18 protein-coding genes, 1 tRNA gene and 1 pseudogene are annotated in these 20,094 nt (G+C 38.0%); 16 read left to right on the top strand and 4 right to left on the bottom strand.

Annotated elements, in window-relative coordinates:
• The first annotated feature begins 68 nt into the window (after nucleotides 1-68).
• The 7 genes and pseudogenes from FJR08_RS17615 (at nucleotide 69) to FJR08_RS17585 (ending at nucleotide 6,166) form a co-directional block, all read left to right on the top strand.
• A pseudogene (locus tag FJR08_RS17615) lies at nucleotides 69-502 on the top strand (hypothetical protein).
• 334 nt (nucleotides 503-836) lie between these two features.
• On the top strand, nucleotides 837-1,100 hold the full coding sequence (locus FJR08_RS17610) for a hypothetical protein (protein WP_213710468.1): 264 nt from the start codon (nucleotides 837-839) through the stop codon (nucleotides 1,098-1,100).
• Between the two features lie 168 nt (nucleotides 1,101-1,268).
• Nucleotides 1,269-1,643 carry a hypothetical protein gene (locus FJR08_RS17605; RefSeq protein ID WP_168634043.1) on the top strand — a complete coding sequence of 125 codons (375 nt, stop codon included), beginning with the start codon at nucleotides 1,269-1,271 and terminating at the stop codon, nucleotides 1,641-1,643.
• A gap of 181 nt (nucleotides 1,644-1,824) precedes the next feature.
• Complete coding sequence (locus FJR08_RS17600) at nucleotides 1,825-3,966, top strand: peptidase domain-containing ABC transporter (RefSeq protein ID WP_168634042.1); 2,142 nt, start codon at nucleotides 1,825-1,827, stop codon at nucleotides 3,964-3,966.
• A 163-nt stretch (nucleotides 3,967-4,129) separates the two neighbouring features.
• Complete coding sequence (locus tag FJR08_RS17595; protein WP_168634041.1) at nucleotides 4,130-5,503, top strand: HlyD family secretion protein; 1,374 nt, start codon at nucleotides 4,130-4,132, stop codon at nucleotides 5,501-5,503.
• Nucleotides 5,504-5,543: 40 nt separating this feature from the next.
• Nucleotides 5,544-5,783 carry a type II toxin-antitoxin system Phd/YefM family antitoxin gene (locus FJR08_RS17590; protein ID WP_148761042.1) on the top strand — a complete coding sequence of 80 codons (240 nt, stop codon included), beginning with the start codon at nucleotides 5,544-5,546 and terminating at the stop codon, nucleotides 5,781-5,783.
• Nucleotides 5,780-6,166, top strand: coding sequence for a type II toxin-antitoxin system VapC family toxin (locus tag FJR08_RS17585; protein ID WP_168634040.1), 387 nt, complete (start codon nucleotides 5,780-5,782; stop codon nucleotides 6,164-6,166). The genes FJR08_RS17590 and FJR08_RS17585 overlap by 4 nt, the downstream gene beginning before the upstream one ends.
• 27 nt (nucleotides 6,167-6,193) lie before the next feature.
• Here the strand turns inward: FJR08_RS17585 and FJR08_RS17580 are convergent, their stop codons facing one another.
• Nucleotides 6,194-7,603: a 1-acyl-sn-glycerol-3-phosphate acyltransferase gene (locus FJR08_RS17580; protein ID WP_174783144.1), complete on the bottom strand. Its 1,410-nt coding sequence runs from the start codon at nucleotides 7,601-7,603 to the stop codon at nucleotides 6,194-6,196.
• A gap of 72 nt (nucleotides 7,604-7,675) precedes the next feature.
• On the opposite strand from FJR08_RS17580, the gene FJR08_RS17575 reads away from it, so the two are divergent.
• A complete protein-coding gene (locus tag FJR08_RS17575) occupies nucleotides 7,676-8,308 on the top strand; it encodes a DUF938 domain-containing protein (protein ID WP_015081130.1) in 633 nt (210 codons plus the stop codon).
• Between the two features lie 182 nt (nucleotides 8,309-8,490).
• On the opposite strand, the gene FJR08_RS17570 is transcribed toward FJR08_RS17575, so the two are convergent.
• A tRNA-Ala gene (locus tag FJR08_RS17570) sits at nucleotides 8,491-8,563 on the bottom strand.
• Between the two features lie 79 nt (nucleotides 8,564-8,642).
• On the opposite strand from FJR08_RS17570, the gene FJR08_RS17565 reads away from it, so the two are divergent.
• The 3 genes from FJR08_RS17565 to FJR08_RS17555 all read left to right on the top strand — a co-directional run bounded on the left by FJR08_RS17565 (nucleotide 8,643) and on the right by FJR08_RS17555 (nucleotide 13,696).
• Entirely contained in the window at nucleotides 8,643-9,545 is a 903-nt protein-coding gene (locus FJR08_RS17565) for a rhodanese-related sulfurtransferase (protein ID WP_168634039.1), read from the top strand.
• Nucleotides 9,546-9,677: 132 nt separating this feature from the next.
• A complete protein-coding gene (gcvP, locus tag FJR08_RS17560; protein ID WP_168634038.1) occupies nucleotides 9,678-12,539 on the top strand; it encodes an aminomethyl-transferring glycine dehydrogenase in 2,862 nt (953 codons plus the stop codon).
• A gap of 344 nt (nucleotides 12,540-12,883) precedes the next feature.
• On the top strand, nucleotides 12,884-13,696 hold the full coding sequence (locus FJR08_RS17555) for a hypothetical protein (RefSeq protein ID WP_168634037.1): 813 nt from the start codon (nucleotides 12,884-12,886) through the stop codon (nucleotides 13,694-13,696).
• Between the two features lie 1,088 nt (nucleotides 13,697-14,784).
• On the opposite strand, the gene FJR08_RS17550 is transcribed toward FJR08_RS17555, so the two are convergent.
• Complete coding sequence (locus tag FJR08_RS17550; protein ID WP_168634036.1) at nucleotides 14,785-15,186, bottom strand: GxxExxY protein; 402 nt, start codon at nucleotides 15,184-15,186, stop codon at nucleotides 14,785-14,787.
• Nucleotides 15,187-15,496: 310 nt separating this feature from the next.
• On the opposite strand from FJR08_RS17550, the gene FJR08_RS23305 reads away from it, so the two are divergent.
• The 5 genes from FJR08_RS23305 to nadB all read left to right on the top strand — a co-directional run bounded on the left by FJR08_RS23305 (nucleotide 15,497) and on the right by nadB (nucleotide 19,717).
• Nucleotides 15,497-15,739, top strand: a complete 243-nt coding sequence (locus FJR08_RS23305; RefSeq protein WP_217357533.1) for a hypothetical protein — start codon at nucleotides 15,497-15,499, stop codon at nucleotides 15,737-15,739.
• A 13-nt stretch (nucleotides 15,740-15,752) separates the two neighbouring features.
• Complete coding sequence (locus FJR08_RS17545) at nucleotides 15,753-16,001, top strand: plasmid stability protein (protein WP_168634035.1); 249 nt, start codon at nucleotides 15,753-15,755, stop codon at nucleotides 15,999-16,001.
• A 471-nt stretch (nucleotides 16,002-16,472) separates the two neighbouring features.
• Nucleotides 16,473-17,153 carry a DUF3120 domain-containing protein gene (locus FJR08_RS17540; RefSeq protein WP_371415563.1) on the top strand — a complete coding sequence of 227 codons (681 nt, stop codon included), beginning with the start codon at nucleotides 16,473-16,475 and terminating at the stop codon, nucleotides 17,151-17,153.
• A 306-nt stretch (nucleotides 17,154-17,459) separates the two neighbouring features.
• A complete protein-coding gene (gene psbU / locus FJR08_RS17535) occupies nucleotides 17,460-17,888 on the top strand; it encodes a photosystem II complex extrinsic protein PsbU (RefSeq protein WP_015081139.1) in 429 nt (142 codons plus the stop codon).
• A 122-nt stretch (nucleotides 17,889-18,010) separates the two neighbouring features.
• Entirely contained in the window at nucleotides 18,011-19,717 is a 1,707-nt protein-coding gene (gene nadB / locus FJR08_RS17530; RefSeq protein WP_168634033.1) for an L-aspartate oxidase, read from the top strand.
• A gap of 196 nt (nucleotides 19,718-19,913) precedes the next feature.
• On the opposite strand, the gene FJR08_RS23300 is transcribed toward nadB, so the two are convergent.
• Nucleotides 19,914-20,094 (bottom strand): hypothetical protein (locus FJR08_RS23300; RefSeq protein ID WP_168634032.1); only part of this gene is annotated, 181 nt, incomplete at its 5' end.

The raw sequence follows: 20,094 nt of genomic DNA, 5'->3' as shown, positions 1-20,094 counted from the left end.
GTGATTGGTGATTGGTGATTGGTGATTGGGAAGATTACCTATTACCTATTACCTATTACCTAAAAATTATGTTATATCTTGCCCAAGTACATAAAAATGATTTTTTATATCAATATCAATTACGTTTATTAGCACGACAAGAATCACAGAACTTTTGGTTAACAATTTCGGAAGAAACTTTAATTCTTTGAGGCAAAGGTCATGCTACAAGTAATAACTTATTAGTCTTAGTAAACTATCTCCTACAGGTGAAATTGAAACAATTGAAGATGCTACTGATTGGGTAATTAATCTAGTACAAATCTATATTTCTACGGGAATTACTCCTGAATTTCTCAAACAAGAAGCGGTAAAAATAGAGAATTGGCAGCAAAGTTTAACCTTGCTAAATCTTGATTTAGCCCGTCGTAGTTTAGAATTAGAAGCCCGTCGGGAACAAATCGAGGCTTTAGAAGAAAGTCTCAAACGTGAAAGAAATGGTCGTGAAAAAACTGAAGCATAAATAAGAGATATTGCATTTATACCGGATATTTTAGATTAAAACTCAAGGAAAATATCAAAAACGGTATTTTTTAAAACAGTTTTTTCATCAAAAATCAGCTAATCACGATAGAACAATTCAGAATCTATCACAATAAATCGAAAAACAAAAGAAAAATAAAAATTGTCTAATTCATCTTGAAAAATATTCTTTTCCTCATATACTGAAAATAGAGGAGTGAATAATATCCCCTCAAAATAAAACCTTTGCTTTTTACCTTTATGTCCACTTTGCAAGAACGACTACTATGTGGGGGCTGGTAGTTTTCTATTCTATGACATCAAGGTTGTAAATATTGCGCGTATTTCCTAAACACCAACTTTTAGGAGAAAATCACATGGCGATGACAGCAGAAAAAGCTCTGCAAAATAACCAAAGTATCTTAGAAAATTTTGCTTTTGGTGAAGAACTTGACACACAATCTGCGGAAATAATTTCTGGTGGTCACCATCATCACTGCGATCGCCATCATCACCGTGATCGCTATCATGACCGTGATCGCCATGATCGGGACTGGAACCGTGATCGTGACCGGGAATATAACTATTCGATAGGCTAATTTGATTTTTGACGTTATGTGGAAAAATCAACGCATAACCTAACCCCAGAGGGATTTTAAAGCCTTTCTCAGTGTACACACATCGGGGGGAATGTAATTGTCTGAGTTCCCCCTTTTTTATCTCGGAAATGCGTATTTCCTAAACACCAACTTTTAGGAGAAAATCAAATGGCTATCACAGCAGAAAAAGCCCTGTTAAACAACCAAAGTATCTTGCAGAATTTTGGTTTGGTTCAAGAAATTGACGAACAAGCTGCGGAAATAATTTCTGGTGGCTATGAGAGATTTACGATTAAGAACGAAACGGAAGGCAATATCTACTATTATGTTGATGGTACGCGGACAAAGCGGGAGTTTGCAAAACCTGGAACTTCTTCCGTATGGACTACGTTTGGTAAAGGAACAATTAAATTTGACACAGACGAAAGAGATGATGTCATTAACTGGAAAGAGTACAATTTAGATTCTGGAAGAGTGTATGCATTTAGAGAGAACAAATCCACTTCCGATCCATTTGATATAGAACTCTATGCGGTAGGCTAATAGGTTATTTTAACGCTAGTAATAGATAATGCGGAAAATTGTACACACAAATGATTTAATGATTTCATCATCATTAACTAGTAGCGTGCATTATGCCGTACTCCTCTTTTTCTGCGTAAATCCTCATTCAATACAGTCAATTTATTCAACTGTATTTTCTCCTCAAAAATCACGCCAGAAAATGAAATACAAAATAGTCCTTCAACACAGTGAAGAAGATTGTGGTGCAGCCGCTTTAGCCACGATTTCCCAACACTACGGACGCACATTTACCCTCAATCGAGTGCGCGAAGCTGTTGGTACTGGGGCGAGAGGAACTACTTTGTTAGGATTACGACGGGGTGCAGAAGCCCTGGGATTCCATACTAGACAAGTTAAAGCCTCTCCTCAACTCATCAACCAATTAGATCAAACTCCTCTCCCTGCGATTATTCACTGGAAAGGCTACCACTGGGTAGTATTATACGGGCAGAAGGGCAATAAATATGTCATTGGCGACCCCAGCGTTGGTATCCTTTACTTGACTCACCAGGAGTTAATAACAGGTTGGAATAATGGCGTAATGTTGCTGCTGCTTCCAGATGAAAGCCGCTTTTATCAACAAGAATCAGATAAAATTGCTGGTTTTGGTCGTTATCTGCAACGGATTTATCCCTATCGCTTTATTATAGCCCAAGCCATTTCCCTAAATATCGCTATTGGACTACTTTCCCTGGCATCTCCCTTCATGATGCAGCTACTTACCGATGATGTCCTAGTGCGTGGTGATACCCAACTATTAACCACCGTCGCCATTGGCGTTATCGCCATGAACTTAATTAAAAGCGCCATTAGTTTGGTACAATCCCACCTAATTGGTCATTTCGGACAAAGATTACAATTAGGATTAATCCTAGAATACGGGCGCAAACTCTTACATTTACCCCTATCTTATTTTGAAGGACGACGTAGCGGGGAAGTTGTCAGCCGCATTGCAGATGTTCACGCTATCAATAATTTAGTTTCCCAAATTGTTTTGGGATTACCCAGTCAATTTTTTATTGCTGTAGTTTCCTTGGGCTTTATGCTCTTTTATACTTGGGAGTTAACTCTAGCTTCTATAGTTGCATTTATCGTAATTACGGGTGTCAACTGGCTTTTTTTACCAGCACTGCGACAGAAAACCCGCAATATGATTGTTTCTGGTACAGAAAACCAAGGCTTTTTGGTGGAAACATTTCGAGGAGTACAAGTCTTAAAAACTACCCAAGCTACACCCCAAGCCTGGGAAGAATATCAAGGAAATTTTGGTCGTTTGGCTAACTTGTCCTGGACTACTATGCAGCTAGGACTTTATAGCAGTACAGTTACAAGTATTCTTTCGACATTTATTAATATTGGTATTCTCTGGATTGGTAGTTATTTAGTCATTAATCGGACTTTAACAATCGGACAATTGATGGCTTATCATGGCATGAGTGATAATCTTCTCGGCTTTTTGAGTTCTGTCATTGGCTTAGTAGATGAATTTATTACTTCCCAAATAGTTATTCAACGGCTGACAGAAGTGATTGATGCGACTCCAGAAGATGAAAATGATTTGAAAAAACAGTGGGTAGAAATTCCTGCGAATGCAGAGATTACTTGCACGGAAATTAATTTTCACCACACAGGTAGAGTTGATTTATTGCAAGATTTTTCTGTAACTATTCCTGGTGGTCAAGTCATTGCTTTAATTGGTAAATCTGGTTGTGGTAAAAGTACCCTATCAAAATTAATGACTGGTTTATATCAATCACAGTCAGGAAATATTCGTTATGGACTTTATAATCAACAGGATATATCTTTGGAATGTCTCCGACAACAGGTAATTTTAATTCCTCAAGAACCACATTTTTGGAGTCGTTCTATTATTGACAATTTCCATTTTAGCTATCCTCATATCAGTTTTGAGGAAATTGTCAAAGCTTGTCAAATTACTGGGACAGATGATTTTATTAGCGAATTACCTGATAAATATCAAACTGTTTTAGGAGAATTTGGAGCTAATCTTTCGGGAGGACAAAAACAAAGATTAGCGATCGCTAGAGCCATAGTTACTAACCCACCTCTGTTGATTTTAGATGAGTCTACAGGCGCACTTGACCCAGTGAGTGAAGCCCAAATACTCAAGAGGCTTTTAGAATATCGTCAGGGTAAAACCACTATTTTAATTAGTCACCGTCCCAAGGTAATCCAGTGTGCAGATTGGATTGTATTTTTAGAACAAGGACGGTTAAAAGTCCAAGGCACACCAGCAGATTTATCTAAAATTCCTGGCGAACATTTAGACTTTTTAGATTAAGGATTATATAACTCGTTCCCAGTCTCTGACTGGGAATGCTATCGCAGAGGCTCTGCCTCTAATGTTATTGAAGGAAGGCAGAGCCTTCTAGAATTCATTCCCATACAGAGTATGGGAACGAGAATTTTGCTGCTCTGCATACATTGTAAATTTTGGAGTAACCATGACTAGCAAAAATGACTTTTTACCCCCTATTCAAACAGATGAATTCCTGCCGCCAATTGCTCGTTGGACTACCTTTGGCGGTATGTTTATTCTCTGCGTTCTCGGACTAGCTATTCCTGTAGCCGCAGTTGCTAAATATAAGGTGACAATCCAAGGACAGGGGGTTGTACGTCCATCTGGAGAATTGCGAATTGTTCAGGCTGCAACTGAAGGTAAAGTTATGCAGATTTATGTCAAAGAAAATCAAGTTGTGAAAACAGGAGATCAGATTGCTATTATTGATGACTCTCGTTTGCAAACTAAAAAAAATCAACTGCAAACTAATATTCAGCAAGGTAAATTGCAAATATTACAAATTCATGCTCAAATGCAAATTCTTGACAGTCAAATTAGAGCCGAAACTGATAAAGTTAATCGGATTGTTAATGCTGCCAAAGCCGGATTAAGCGATCGCCAACGGCAATATCACGATAAACAAATTACCACTGTTTCTGAACTTGAAGAAGCTGATGCTAATCTCCATTCTACTGAGGCAGCTTTGAATGTAGCGAAGTTAAAGCAAAAACGATATGAGAGTTTAGCCGAAGCATTGTCTAAGAATCAATTAGAGGAAGCACAGTTAGCTACAAAACAGCAAGAACAAGCACTATCTGCGGCGATCGCTAAAAAGCAACGTGCTAAAGCTGCCTTAAATCCCAGTAAGGCTGAAGTAAAAATTGCTAATGAGCGCATAGCCCAAGAACAAGCTGCTGGTGAAAGTAACAAAGCAGCTTTAGAGAAAGAATATCAAGCGATGATTAAGCAACGCATGGAAGCTGAAAAACAGCTAGAACGTGATACCAGCGAACTAAAACAAGTGGAAACTGAACTAAATCAAACTACCATTACGGCTACGGCTGATGGTATTATTTCTCAAATCAACTTGCGTAATTCTGGTCAAACGGTGCGTCCTGGGGAGGAGATATTGCAGATTGTCCCTAACAATGTTAATCAGATTATTAAGGCAGCAGTGCCATCTGAAGCGAAAAGTAAGCTCAAAATAGGTCAACCAGTCCAAATGCGAGTTAGTGCTTGTCCTTACCCGGATTATGGCACTCTCAATGGCAAAGTGGAGGCGATTTCTCCAGACGCTATTACTCCCCGACAAAATAGCACAAATGAGGCGAGTTCTCGTCCTAATACTAGTCCAAAAGCAACTTCCCCAAATGCCTTTTATGAGGTGACTATTAAACCAGAAACTTTGGTTTTAGGTAAAGGAAAAAATCCCTGTCACATTCAATTGGGAATGGAAGGTAGAGTTGATATTGTTTCCCGCGAGGAAACCGTACTGAAATTTTTCTTGAGAAAGGCTAGGTTAATTGCAGATTTGTGATTATATAATAAAGTAGATTAGTTCATCTCAAAATAATTTGATGCTAACCCTAACAATTGATGAAATTCAACAAAATCTAATTAGCTATCTTCACCAAGTAGCAGCAGGGGAGAGTATTATTATCATGCAAGCAGGTCAGCCAATTGCAGAAATTAAACCAGTTTCTCCTACTTCTCAAAAAATCAGACCTTATGGTTTGTGTGCTGGAGAATTTACCGTTCCAGATGATTTTGATGCTCCTTTACCTGAAGATATTTTGAATAGTTTCGAGGCTAAATGAAACTATTATTGGATACGCATATTTTCTTATGGTTCATTAGTGGTGATCAAAGATTACCAACTTATTTACAGAATAGCATTCGGGATTTAAACAACGACGTATATTTAAGTTGTGTTTCTGTCTGGGAAGTAACTGTTAAATATCAATTGGGAAAATTACCTTTACCAGAATCTCCTGAAATTTATCTTCCCAAACAGCGTCAAAAACACCTTATTAATACTCTAACTTTAGATGAGGAAAGTGTTGCTCAACTCTTAAATTTGCCATTATTACATCGTGATCCTTTTGATAGGATTTTGATTTGTCAAGCCTTACAACACAATTTAACAATTGTAACTGTAGACACTGCCATTCGTGCCTACTCTGTCAACGTTTTATATTGATGTAGTGATGTGTTTGGAGCGTAGAACTTAATCCTTAATCAACCCCTCCAACATCACTTGTAAATCCTGCGTCAACTCACTAACACCCTTACGCAAAGCTTGTTTATTCCCTTGACAACTTTCCCATCTTGTATTCACATTAATCGGTTCACCAACAGAAATCATGGATTGTTTTAAACCTAAACGTGGTCTTCCTGGTAAAGTAGAATCCTGAATGCGAGACAACATATCAAACATTAATAAAAGGGTTTCGGCAAATCTTTCTGGAGTGGGTTTTTCGAGAATATAATTAGCAGTAACCGCCACAAAACTTTCAGCAATTCTCATGTGCTGCATTTTCAAATCAGCTTCTTGGGCTATCCAATCAGCTAGACCACGTTTGAAAGGTGGTAAACTGGGAATATCGGCAATATCATCTCGATAAATATAATTCCAACCAGCATCTTCTAAACGACGACATCTATCAATAAAATTACCTTGAGACTGAAGATTAAAATACTTTTCTGTGATTTTCAAAGCAGTGTCCATCAAACGGTGTAATCTAGTAATTAACACTTCATTTATAGGAATCTCTGAAGTGATAATCTCTGGAAAATCCTGATGATAGAAACGGTGATAAAATTCCTCCATTTCTGAAATTAGATATGCAGCTAAACGCAAAACCCGCTGATATAAAATTCCTTCCCGTTCCTTTCCAGTTTGACTAAGTTCCGTTATAGGTAAACCGCTATCAGCTTCCAATTTAGATAATAGCCAATCTATTTTTTGCCAAGGGGGATTAACATAACTATATTTAATGCCAATAGGAATAATAAAAACCTGTTCTTCGCGGTTAGCTTTTTTTAGATCTTCCACACACCAAAAACCTAACTGTGCCACACCAGGTTCTAAAGGACTGACTATACTACTATGTCCATTTGTACCACCTTCAGGAGCGATCGCAATCGGCATTTCTGCATTAGCAAATAATTCCCTGGCCATTTGGATAGCATTTCTATCTACGCGTCTTCCCCTACGAATCGGCACACCACCAAGTCGAGAAAATAACCATCCCAACCAACTTCCTGCCCATAACGTCATTCCCCGTTCATACATAAAATGACTGTGAACAGGGTATTTGAGACTAATTCCTTTTTCTCTTGCCACCTTGGGAACAATCCGTGATAACAGGTATAACATAGATAAAGGATCTTCCACTTCGGGGTGACGAAAAGCAATTAAAAATCTGACCTTACCTGCTTGAAAATCGTGGTATAACTTGGCTAATACTTCCGCATTTTTAGCTTCAACATTAACAATACCCGCAGGTAGCCAAGGTCTAGTTCTCACCCGCAAAATAAAAGGCAAAAACCAAGATACAATTTTCACAACAAAGGGATTATGCCGTTGAGGAATAAATTTAAGCGGAGGTTGGGTGGAATGAATAGATTTAGGCAAGTTGTTCTCCTGTGATATGGCGAAAAAAGCTAAAATTGAGAAATCGCTGCTAATTTAATTATCATAATCATAATGAACACACCCGCAGACCAGCGAAAATTTGCCCCCGCAACCCAGCGCAACCGCGAACCGATTCTAGAATTGCTTTTACAAATATTGCCTCAACATGGGACTATTTTAGAAATAGCCAGTGGCACAGGTGAACACGCTACATTTTTCTCCTACCACCTCGCACCTCGACAATGGCTACCTTCCGACCCTAACCCAGAACTGCGTGCTAGTATTAGCGCGTGGACTGAATTTTTTCCCTGTGAAGCCATGCAGCCACCCCTAGATTTAGATGCAAGTTCACCAATTTGGCCTGTGGAAAAAGAGATAATACCACAACCACCTATTTCTGCCATTGTCAATATTAACATGATTCATATTTCCCCTTGGTCAGCCTGTTTAGGACTAATGGCAGGGGCTGGACGGATTCTGCCACCTGGTGGTATACTCTACTTATATGGTCCCTATAAACAAAATGGAGAACATACCGCACCCAGTAACGCTGATTTTGATGAGTCTTTACAAGCACAGAATCCAGATTGGGGAGTGCGTAATTTAGAAGATGTAGTAAAAGCCGCAGAAGCCCAAAACCTGACATTGCACCAAACTCACCCCATGCCAGCAAATAACTTTTCACTAGTATTTAAACATAGATAGATGAATTGTGTTTCGCGCAAAGGGGCAAAGGCGCAAAGACGCAAAGGAATTTATCTGTTTTCTTTTGTATAATTAATAGACATCTCCGGTAATTAAATGTGCGTGGTTTGAAACCCTTGTAGAGACGTTCTTGTAGAGACGTTCTATAGAACGTCTCTACATTCATTTTCGGAGAGGTCTAATGGAGGTTAGCGGACTCGAACCGCTGACATCCTGCTTGCAAAGCAGGCGCTCTACCAACTGAGCTAAACCCCCAAGTCTGTTTTTTATGTAAAAAGGGTTGATTTTACATAATCACATTATCATAAACTATTATTATTAATTTGGCAAGACTATGAACCAAGAAAATCAGACAGTTGTTGCTGCACTATATAAATTTGTGAGTCTACCTGATTGTAATGAACTGCAAGCAGCTTTATTGTCCTTTTGTGAGTTACAAGGAATTAAAGGAACTATCTTACTAGCACAGGAAGGAATTAACGGCACAATTGCTGGTTCTCGTCAGCAAATTGACACAGTTTTAGCCTTTCTTCGCAATGACTCGCGGTTTGCAGATTTAGAACATAAAGAATCTTACACAGAAATTCCCCCATTTGAACGGTTGAAAATTCGGTTAAAGCCAGAAATTGTGACTTTGGGATTACCAGAAGTGAACCCTGCGGAAAAAGTAGGAACTTATGTCAAACCTGAAGATTGGAATGATTTAATTTCCAACCCAGAAGTCACAGTCATTGATACTCGCAATGATTATGAAGTCACCATTGGGACTTTCAAAGGAGCAGAAAATCCGCAAACTCAAATATTTAGAGACTTTCCCGAATATGTACAACAACATCTTGACCCTCAAAAACATAAAAAAGTAGCCATGTTTTGTACTGGAGGAATTCGTTGTGAAAAAGCCTCATCTTATTTACTTTCTCAAGGTTTTGAAGAAGTTTATCACCTCCAAGGAGGCATTCTCAAATATCTAGAAGAAATTCCCCCAGAAGAAAGTTTATGGGAAGGAGAATGTTTTATTTTTGATCAAAGAGTCACAGTTAGTCATGACTTAGAAACAGGAAATCAGGAACTATGCTTTTGTTGTGGATATCCCATTTCCGAAACAGATAAAACCTCCCCAGAATATGAAAAAAATATTTCCTGTCCTCACTGCTTCCATACCTTAACACCCGAAAAAAGAAAGCGATTACAGCAAAAATGGAAACATTACCAATCAATAAATTCAACCAATACTTAAACTTCAGATTTCTTTCTTCCTTTGCGTCTTTGCTCCTTTGCCCCTTTGCGCGAAACAAAATTTAGAAAAAACCCTAATATCCAAAAGTGATCATTACAATATATTAATACAGAACTCCTTGGAGAACAATTTGTGGTATCTAATCCCCCGCGCACTCAAACCAGCACATTGAGCAACTTTACACAAAGACACATTGGACCAAACCCTGATGATGTCAAGCAAATGCTTGATATATTAGGTCTTTCCAACCTTGATGACCTCATTGATAAAACAGTACCACAGGCAATTCGGTTTCATCAAACCCTCAACCTACCAGCAGCACAAAGCGAATATGCAGCACTGGCAAAATTAAAGCAAATAGCGGATAAAAATCAAGTTTATCGCTCATTTATCGGCATGGGATATTATGACTGTATTACCCCTACCGTCATTCAACGCAACATCTTAGAAAATCCCGGTTGGTATACAGCATACACCCCTTATCAGCCAGAAATTGCCCAAGGACGTTTGGAAGCGTTGTTAAATTTCCAAACCATGATTATTGACTTAACGGGTTTAGAAATTGCTAACGCTTCTTTGCTTGATGAAGGGACAGCAGCCGCAGAAGCCATGAGTATGAGTTATGGTGTGTGCAAAAACAAATCCCATAACTATTTTGTGTCTAGTGAATGTCATCCTCAAACCATTGATGTATTGCAAACACGCGCAAAACCTTTAGGCATCAATATCATTATCGGTGATCATCAAACCTTTGATTTTTCCGAAACTATCTTTGGTGCGATTCTGCAATATCCCGCAACCGACGGGACAATTTACGATTACTGCGATTTTATCACAAAGTCTCATGCTCAGGGTGCATTGGTGACTGTAGCCGCAGATCCTCTGAGCTTATTATTACTCACACCCCCCGGTGAATTAGGGGCTGATATTGCCGTAGGCAGTACCCAACGCTTCGGTATTCCTTTGGGATTTGGGGGACCACACGCTGCTTATTTTGCCACGAAGGAAGAGTATAAACGGCTTGTTCCAGGGCGAATTGTGGGGGTATCAAAGGATATTCATGGTAAACCTGCGTTACGTTTAGCTTTGCAAACCCGTGAACAGCACATCCGCAGAGATAAAGCCACCAGTAATATTTGCACAGCGCAGGTTTTATTGGCAGTGATGGCGAGTATGTATGCAGTTTATCATGGACCAGATGGATTGAGAGCGATCGCTCAAAATATCCATGAACTTACCGCAACTTTAGCCGCAGGACTGAAAAATTTAGGTTATAAAATCAGTTCGGAAAACTTCTTTGATACCTTGCGGGTAGAATTAGGAAATACCAAATTAGCAGCAATTCTCGACGCTGCACATGAGAGAAATATCAACTTGAGAATTTTTGATAATTCCACTGTGGGTATTTCCTTAGATGAAACTACCACAGAAACAGATTTAATTGACCTTTGGCAAATTTTCGCATTGAAAGATCAATTACCTTTTACTGTGGAAGAATTAGCAATTTCTCATTCTCAATTATCACGGACAAGTAAATATCTCACTCACCCAGTTTTTAACCGTTACCATTCAGAAACTGAGTTATTACGTTATTTACATCAACTAGAAAGCAAGGATTTATCATTAACAACTTCCATGATTCCCTTGGGTTCTTGCACCATGAAGTTAAACGCAACTTCAGAAATGATTCCGGTAACTTGGGCAGAATTTGGGAAAATCCATCCTTTTGCGCCAATTTCCCAAACTAGAGGTTATCAAATCCTATTCCAACAACTAGAAGCATGGTTAGGAGAAATTACAGGTTTTGCGGGAATTTCCTTACAACCAAATGCAGGTTCTCAAGGTGAATATGCGGGACTTTTGGTAATTCATGAATATCATCAAAGTCGCAAAGAAGGACATCGAAATATTTGTTTAATTCCTCAATCTGCACACGGTACAAATCCCGCGAGTGCGGTAATGTGTGGCATGAAAGTTGTGGGAGTTGCTTGTGATGATCATGGTAATATTGATGTTGAAGATTTAAAAGCCAAAGCTGAAAAACATAGTCATGAATTATCAGCTTTAATGGTGACATATCCATCAACTCATGGGGTATTTGAAGAAGCAATTCAAGAAATTTGTGCCGTCATTCATTCTCACGGTGGACAAGTTTACATGGACGGGGCTAATATGAATGCCCAAGTGGGTATTTGTCGTCCTGGTGATATTGGTGCAGATGTCTGTCATTTGAATTTACACAAAACTTTCTGTATTCCTCATGGTGGTGGTGGTCCCGGTATGGGTCCCATTGGTGTCGCTTCCCACCTCGTCCCGTTTTTACCAGGACATTCTGTGGTGAGAATGGGTGGTGATTTGGGTGCTGTTTCTGCTGCACCTTGGGGTAGTGCAAGTATCTTAGTGATTTCTTGGATGTATATTATCATGATGGGTGCAGATGGGTTGACGGAAGCAACCAAAATTGCCATTTTGAATGCTAATTACATGGCTAAGAAATTAGAGTCTTATTATCCGGTTTTGTATCAGGGAAAAAATGGTTTAGTGGCACATGAATGTATTTTAGATTTGCGAAGTTTGAAGAAATCAGCGCAGATTGAAATTGATGATGTTGCGAAGCGGTTAATGGATTATGGTTTTCATGCACCTACTGTTTCTTGGCCTGTTGCTGGGACAATTATGGTAGAACCAACGGAAAGTGAATCTAAACAGGAATTAGATCGTTTTTGTGATGCTTTGATTGCGATTCGTGAGGAAGTTGCAGCAATTGAATCTGGTAAGATGGATATTCACGATAATCTTTTGAAAAATGCTCCTCACACTGCGGAAAGTTTGATTATTGGTGAGTGGAATCATCCTTATTCCCGCGAACAAGCTGCTTATCCTGCACCTTGGAATAAGGAGTATAAGTTCTGGCCAAGTGTGGGGAGAATAGATGCTGCTTTTGGGGATAGGAATTTTGTTTGTTCTTGTTTACCGATGGAGGCTTATAGTTAATTAATTGTAGGGTGCGTTAATGAAATGTAACGCACCTTTTTGATTGTGGGATAAGGTGCGTTAAGCTGAGGCTAATGCACCCTACAACTAATTGTGAGGGGAAATCGTTTGTTGACGGTAAAGGTTTGAAATTTGATTTGCATAAATATATTAAATAAGGAATAGTGCTATCGAGGAAATACTGACCGGAATATTTATTTTACATGGAGTTGGGACAAAAACTGCACGATTCTTTACTAGAATATAAACCATAATATTACTTCATATTTATACCTTAGTTATTCTTGCATCATGTAAATTTTGAGACTATAATTGAAAGGTAAACTCTTGAATCATAAAATAATATGGTGTCCTTTCATTGTTTTCGTGATGGCAAATGCGAGTGGAACAAGGGATTAAAAGATTTTGCTGATCAATTTAATGAGACTTATAAAAAAGATTATAGTCTTTCTAAATGTCTTGATATTTCCAAAAAAGAGACAAAACAACCAGAGGTATTACTAGAAGCATCCGGTGATCAATCAATGGTCATTGAATGCAAACAGATAGTTTATCCTAAAGATTATTATCAAAAGCATAGACATTTTCACGATTTTTTTAGTTCTTTTCAAAAAGCTTTTGAAAGAGATTTAAGGAATGCTCTACCTGAAGATTTATATCAGATTACCATCAATGAAAGTATTCTTTATCAAAATCCCAAAAGTAAATTAGATGGTTTATCGAGAGAAATAACACTTTACATTAAAAATAATCTTGAAGACTTTTTAATTTCTAATATCATTTTCATTAATAAACCTATTCCTTGTTGCTTTCGTCGTATTCCAGACAATGAACGTGATGATACTTCAGATAAATCTGGTCTAAAATTATCTGGTTCATGGAAAGATACTGCAATTTATTATAAAGAAATGATGGAAGCTGAACCAGTAATCTCTCAAGAATTAGCTAGACATTTAGCAAATACAGAAAAAAAATTTCAGGAATATATAGACTGTGTAAAAATTCTAATTGTAGAAATAGGTGGTGATTTTCTTTTTCCTGAGAAAATCATAGAAATTATTGAAAATGCAAATATTCCACCTATTATAGACCAAATCTGGCTTGCAGATCCGGAAGATGAATCAGAAAATATAATTACTTATCATAGAGTTGTGTAAAGCTAGTAGGTTGGGTTGACGCAAGGAAACCCAACATAATGAAAATATCTGATTCATATTTTTTGTCTGAATCAGGATGTCCAGGATTTTAGGATTTACAGGATTGTGATTTGTAAGTTGTTGGTGGGATGCTGAAACAGGGGAAACGCATCTAAATATTATTGACAAAATACCGTTTTAATGTATAAACCAAGAAATCCCTATTTATCGTTTGATTGATTTTTTCAGGATCATAGTGATGGACTAAAATATTGTCAATAAGTGGTCGTTAATGCGAATATTTTGGTCATTATTGAGATTGAATCGCCCTTATTGATAAGATGCGCTTTCCCTGGATGCTGAAATTGTAATTGTCAGAATCAGGATGTCCAGGATTTTAGGATGTACAGGATTGTTATTGATAAATTGTCTGTGAAGATTTGAAGATTATAAAATCCAGTTACAGTAATAGTCAAGAAGTAACAGCGGATAATTTAACTGATAACTTATCTAACATCCTAAAATCTGTACTTCTCATAGACAATCAAACAACAACATCCTGTAAATCCTTTAATCCTGGACATCCTGATTCAGACAAAAAACATCCTCAAAATTCCCACCTCAAATAAACAATAACATCCTGAAAATCCTTTAATCCTGGTTATCCTGATTCAGACAAAAAAACCTCAAAATCCCCACATCAAATAAACAACAACATCCTGAAAATCCTCAAATCCTGGTTATCCTGATTCAGACAAATTCTTATTGATAAATTATCTGTGAATATTGAAAGATGATAAAATACAGTTACACCAACAGTCAACAAATAACAACAAATAATTTAACGGATAATTTATTATCTAACATCCTAAAATCTGTACTTCTCATAGACAATCAAACAACAACATCCTGAAAATCCTATAATCCTGGACATCCTGATTCAGACAAAAAAATCCTCAAAATCCCCACGTCAAATCAACAACAACATCCTGCAAATCCTTTAATCCTGGATATCCTGATTCAGACAAAAAAATCCTCAAAATCCCCACGTCAAATCAACAACAACATCCTGCAAATCCTTTAATCCTGGATATCCTGATTCAGACAAATTAACCCTGAAATCTAGGATTAAAAACCTTCTTATATTCCAACTTCAACCCACCAAAATTAATCAATAATCCCACAGGAAAATTATAAGCAACCAAATAATTTTTCGCTTGCGCTAAATGAACATCTTCTAAAGAAATAACCGCTTTCAACTCCACCACGACCTGATTTTCAACTATAAAATCTGCCCTTCGTGTTCCTACTTCAACTCCCTCATAATAAATTGTTTGTTCTACCTCCCTTCCAAAACTTAAACCTGATTTTTTGAGTTCAATGTCCATACATCTTTGATAAATAACCTCCTGAAAACCATTTCCCAAAGTTCGGTGTATTTTCATTGCACATCCATTGATTATATATGTAATTTCGTCTAATTTTAGATTTTGGGTATTAGATGTGTTCATGGATTTACATGATTGTTATTTGTAGGTTATTGGTGGGATGCTGAAATTGTAATTGTCTGAATCAGGATGTCCAGGATTTTAGGATGTACAGGATTGTTATTGATGAATTGTCTGTGAATATTGAAAAATGATAATTACAATCACAGTATATTATCTATCATCCAAAAATCGCCATTTTTCCTAAACAATAAAAAAATTACATCCTGAAAATCCTCAAATCCTGGTTATCCTGATTCAGACAGATTATTATTGATGAATTGTCTGTGAATATTGAGATATTATAAAATACAGTTACACCAACAGTCAATAAATGACAATAAATAATTTAACGGATAATTTATTATCTAACATCCTAAAATCTGTACTTCTCATAGACAATCAAACAACAACATCCTGTAAATCCTTTAATCCTGGACATCCTGATTCAGACAAAAAAATCCTCAAAATCCCCACATCAAATAAACAACAACATCCTGAAAATCTTTTAATCCTGGATATCCTGATTCAGACAAAAAAACTCAAATTGATAGTGTATAATAAACATATCCTTTAATTCTAAATTGATTATGACTAATATCACAATCTCTAACCTTGATGATGATCTGCAAAATCAGTTACAAAAACGAGCCGAAAAACATGGACATTCTCTAGAACAAGAAATTACAGAAATTCTCCGTCTTGTTCTCTCAGAAAATCATCAAAATCCTATCAATTTAGCAACTCTAATTGAAAACCGTTTTGCCAATTTTGAAGATTTGGAATTACCAGAAATAGAGAGAGGAGCGATTCGCACAGTGTCAATATTTGCAGATTAGAAAATGATTATTCTTGATACAAACTTTTGTTTCTCGATTTATATATATGAGCGCACACTTTTCCAATCATATCATAAGCATACCTAAAACTCGAAACTCTGTCAAGCCCCCTAGCTGAAATCACCAAAACTCGTTAAAATATTGATAAAATTCTCAATAATAATGAGAATAGACTCCCATTAGTTGAGAAAGTCCTTTTTTCAAAAATCCCATACAAATAACTTATAGTTTAATCACAAGACTCCCAACTTCTTTGATTAATCTGGTGATTTATCAATAGTATTGCAAAAGTCAGATCCCCGACTTCTCTAAGAAGTCGGGGATCTTGTTGTTATTTATGTATAATCAAAATGCCCCTAGGGGGGATTTTCAGTTATGATACTCTAGATAAGTAAAGTTTAGTAACAAATATTAAAAACTTTGATTAATCATACATTTCCTTCCTATCCAGCTACTAACCCGACGTTAGATATTGATGACAGCCTTAAAAATCCTTCCTTACCAAACTTTATCTCTTCCCGACAAAGTTGGTTAATATTTTTAGCATCAGTATTTTTAGTATCAGTACCAGTGTTCATGGAAGCACCACTAGTGCGCTCATTTCCCACTCTTAGCGTATTAATGACAGGCTTTTGGGTGTGGATCAGTATTAGATTAATGTCACGTCCCCAAACCTATCTGTGGGGAGATTTACTTTTTGGATTTAGCTGGACTTGGTTAACAGGCGCAATTTATTGGGGTTGGTTAAGATATGAACCAATCTGGCATATACCTATAGAAGCACTAGGATTACCCTTTGCTGTGTGGTGTTTAGCGAAAAATTGGGGTAAAGTCGGCAATTGGTTTTACCTCGGTTCTTTACTAGGAACGGTTTTAACCGATATTTATTTTTATTTAGTGGATTTGATGCCTTATTGGCGACAAATTATGAGAACAGATCCCTCTGGTGCTTCACAAATCTTACAGAATGCCCTAACACAAGTCCAAACACCCTGGGGACAAGCCTGGGCAATCATTCTTGCTCTCATTCTGATGACTGTAGGAACAGCTTCTTTACTCAATAAACAATGTCATTGGTATGCCTTTGGCGGCGCAGTTTTGAGTACAATCTTAGTAGACAGTCTCTTCTTATTAGCAGCAGTTCTGGCGTGAAATTCCCATGAATTTAGGTAAACACCGAAAAATGGGCGCAAAGGTGCTATCAGGTCAGATTTTTGGCAAAAGTCAAATCAAACCAAATAGTCGTAAATATTATGGATATTGATCCGCTGTATATTAGTTTTTGATGACTGTTGTGCAAACTCTCAAGCTGAAACCATGAAGCTAAACCATGAAGAAACCAGGATCAAGTTAGAAAATAAACTACTCTAACACCCTTAAACTTCCGGCTTATGCCCTAAAGTTCATAGCTTTTGGCTGCAAAATTTTATTATTCCTTGAAAAAAAGAGGTAAAAATCGTGAAAGCATTGGTGCGTTTATTCAGTGTATTTACATTGTTGCTAGGTTGTTGGGGAATGTTGGGAACTACCCAAACAGCCCAAGCTACTGGCTTCAATAGCTTTGTGGGAAATCAAGTCCCCGTTTTAGCAATTGCCCGCCAAAACAAAGCAGATCAGAAGTTGGCAACAGAGTTTGGCAAGAAAATTGATTTGAACAATACCAATATGCGGGCTTTCCAAGATTTTCCTGGACTGTATCCCACCCTGGCTAAGAAGATTGTCGCTAATGCTCCCTACGAAAAAGTAGAAGATGTATTAAATCTGCCAGGATTGACCGATAGACAAAAAGAACGTTTGCAAGCTAACTTAGCAAATTTTACAGTTACAGAATTAGAGCCTAACTTCAATGAAGGGGACGACCGTATTAATAACGGTATCTACAGATAACTAAGGACTGGGAATTGGGAATTGAAAACATATTCCCAATTACCCATACCCTAAGTTGAGATCTTAAATTTTGGGCTGTAAATCCCAAAAATCATCCAAATCACAAAAATCATAATTATCCCTTGCCTGATATAAATATTCCTAACCAATTTGATGTTTTAGTAGTCGGTGCCGGTGCAGCAGGACTATATACAGCCCTATGTCTACCCGCATATTTACGAGTCGGCTTAATTACTAAAGAAACAGTTTCCCTATCCGCCAGTGATTGGGCGCAAGGTGGCATAGCCGCAGCCGTAGCCCCAGAAGATTCGCCACAACTGCATATTGAAGACACATTAAAAGCCGGGGCTGGTTTATGCGACATCGCCGCTGTCAAATTCCTCGCCGAACAAGCCCCCAGTTGTATTCAATCCCTGGTTAACTTAGGCGTAGCGTTTGATCGTCATGACAGTAACTTAGCTTTAACCCTAGAAGCAGCCCATTCTCGTCCTCGCGTGCTTCATGCCGCCGATACCACCGGCAGGGAAGTTACCACCACCCTTACAGATCAAGTCCTGCGTCGTCAGAATATTCAAGTCATTCAGCAAGCTTTGGCTCTGAGTTTATGGATAGAACCCCAAACCGGTCAATGTTTGGGAACTAGCCTATTTTATCAAGGTAAAATTACCTGGATTAGAGCCAGGGCTGTCATTTTAGCTACGGGTGGCGGTGGTCAAGTATTTGCCCAAACCACTAACCCAGAGGTAAGTACAGGTGATGGTGTAGCCATTGCTTGGCGGGCAGGGGCAATTCTGCGGGATTTAGAATTTGTCCAGTTTCACCCCACAGCCCTAAGTAAACCCGGACGTTTCCTGATTAGTGAAGCTGTGCGTGGAGAAGGGGCGCATTTGGTGGATGACACCGGGCGACGTTTTGCCTTTGATTACCACCCAGCAGGGGAACTAGCACCCCGTGATGTGGTCAGTCGAGCTATTTTCAGTCATTTACAAAAAACGGCTGCTGATATGGCTACAGCGAATGTCTGGTTAGATATGCGCCCCATTCCCGCTGACAAAATTCGCCATCGTTTCCCGAATATCATTAATGTTTGTCAACATTGGGGCATTGATGTCTTTACTCAACCCATTCCTGTGTCACCTGCTGCCCATTATTGGATGGGTGGTATCCTCACAGATGTCATGAATGCCACGAATATTCCCGGTTTATACGCCATTGGAGAAACTGCCAGTACGGGAGTACATGGTGCTAATCGTCTAGCCAGTAATTCGTTGTTGGAATGTATTGTCTTTGGGGCGCAAATGGCTAATGTTGACTATGAAAAATTGCAACTGGGAAAACAGGAATCTGCTAATATTATTGAAACTGAAAGTTTGGCAGTTAACCCATCTCTAATTGAGTGGGAAAATCAACAAAGACAATTAGCAGAAATTCGCCAAAATTTACCCCGTGTAGTTTGGCAAAGTGCGGGTATTTGTCGAGAAAAATCAAGTTTAGAAAATGCTATTTCTCAAATTAAGTCTTGGCAAGAAGATTTTGCAGCTTTACCTTTAAGTCAATTATTATTGAGTTTAAAACCAACACAATCAGTTAATTTTCAACAGCCACAAATTGAAAAGGAATTGCGGCTTTGGGCAGAAACTCGTAATTTATTAGATGTGGCGGAATTAATTCTGAAAAGTGCTGTTTTTAGAACCGAAAGCCGAGGTGGACATTACCGTTTAGATTATCCTCAAACTGATCCTAATTGGCAATTTCATACTCTTGTCCAAAATCAGGAATGGGTAATGGGTAATATTATCTCCGGTGGTTCTACTCTTCCCTTTATGTAAAACAACATTTATTGTAAGTAGGTGAACACAATAAAACCAAACTGTGTCAAGAAACGTAAAATCGCTGAAAACTTCTTTACTCTTGCCTCTTGCCTCAAGCCTAGTGCTATAACGACAATTTCCAACGCCAACCTACTTATCAAGGATTCTGTGCGTTACGGATTTCATCCTAACGCACCCTACAATACTGTAATCGTTAAGGAATGATACACTTTGAATTACCTAAATTAACCATTTGTTCCTGAGACTGGGGAATAGTTAGCTCAAAATTACAAATACCCCCTTCATAGTCCACATTAGCTGGATATTTTCCCGGAGAAACACTGTCTAAATAGAAATCTCCTTCCTTACCAATAGGTGAGTTATTGACACTCCCC

It is taken from the genome of Dolichospermum sp. UHCC 0260, assembly GCF_009711985.1.
In the GTDB taxonomy this organism is placed as follows: domain Bacteria; phylum Cyanobacteriota; class Cyanobacteriia; order Cyanobacteriales; family Nostocaceae; genus Dolichospermum; species Dolichospermum lemmermannii.
Note: the sequence above shows the minus strand (reverse complement) of the source record. Positions and strands in the feature narration are given on the sequence as shown.

Coding starts and splice junctions, on each gene's coding strand:
- FJR08_RS17600 (WP_168634042.1), top strand. CDS start 1,825: ATGAAATACAAAATAGTCCTTCAACACAGTGAAGAAGATTGTGGTGCA.
- FJR08_RS17545 (WP_168634035.1), top strand. CDS start 15,753: ATGACTAATATCACAATCTCTAACCTTGATGATGATCTGCAAAATCAG.
- FJR08_RS17555 (WP_168634037.1), top strand. CDS start 12,884: ATGGTGTCCTTTCATTGTTTTCGTGATGGCAAATGCGAGTGGAACAAG.
- FJR08_RS17565 (WP_168634039.1), top strand. CDS start 8,643: ATGAACCAAGAAAATCAGACAGTTGTTGCTGCACTATATAAATTTGTG.
- FJR08_RS23305 (WP_217357533.1), top strand. CDS start 15,497: ATGACAATAAATAATTTAACGGATAATTTATTATCTAACATCCTAAAA.
- FJR08_RS17575 (WP_015081130.1), top strand. CDS start 7,676: ATGAACACACCCGCAGACCAGCGAAAATTTGCCCCCGCAACCCAGCGC.
- FJR08_RS17595 (WP_168634041.1), top strand. CDS start 4,130: ATGACTAGCAAAAATGACTTTTTACCCCCTATTCAAACAGATGAATTC.
- FJR08_RS17605 (WP_168634043.1), top strand. CDS start 1,269: ATGGCTATCACAGCAGAAAAAGCCCTGTTAAACAACCAAAGTATCTTG.
- FJR08_RS17590 (WP_148761042.1), top strand. CDS start 5,544: ATGCTAACCCTAACAATTGATGAAATTCAACAAAATCTAATTAGCTAT.
- FJR08_RS17585 (WP_168634040.1), top strand. CDS start 5,780: ATGAAACTATTATTGGATACGCATATTTTCTTATGGTTCATTAGTGGT.
- FJR08_RS17550 (WP_168634036.1), bottom strand. CDS start 15,186: ATGAACACATCTAATACCCAAAATCTAAAATTAGACGAAATTACATAT.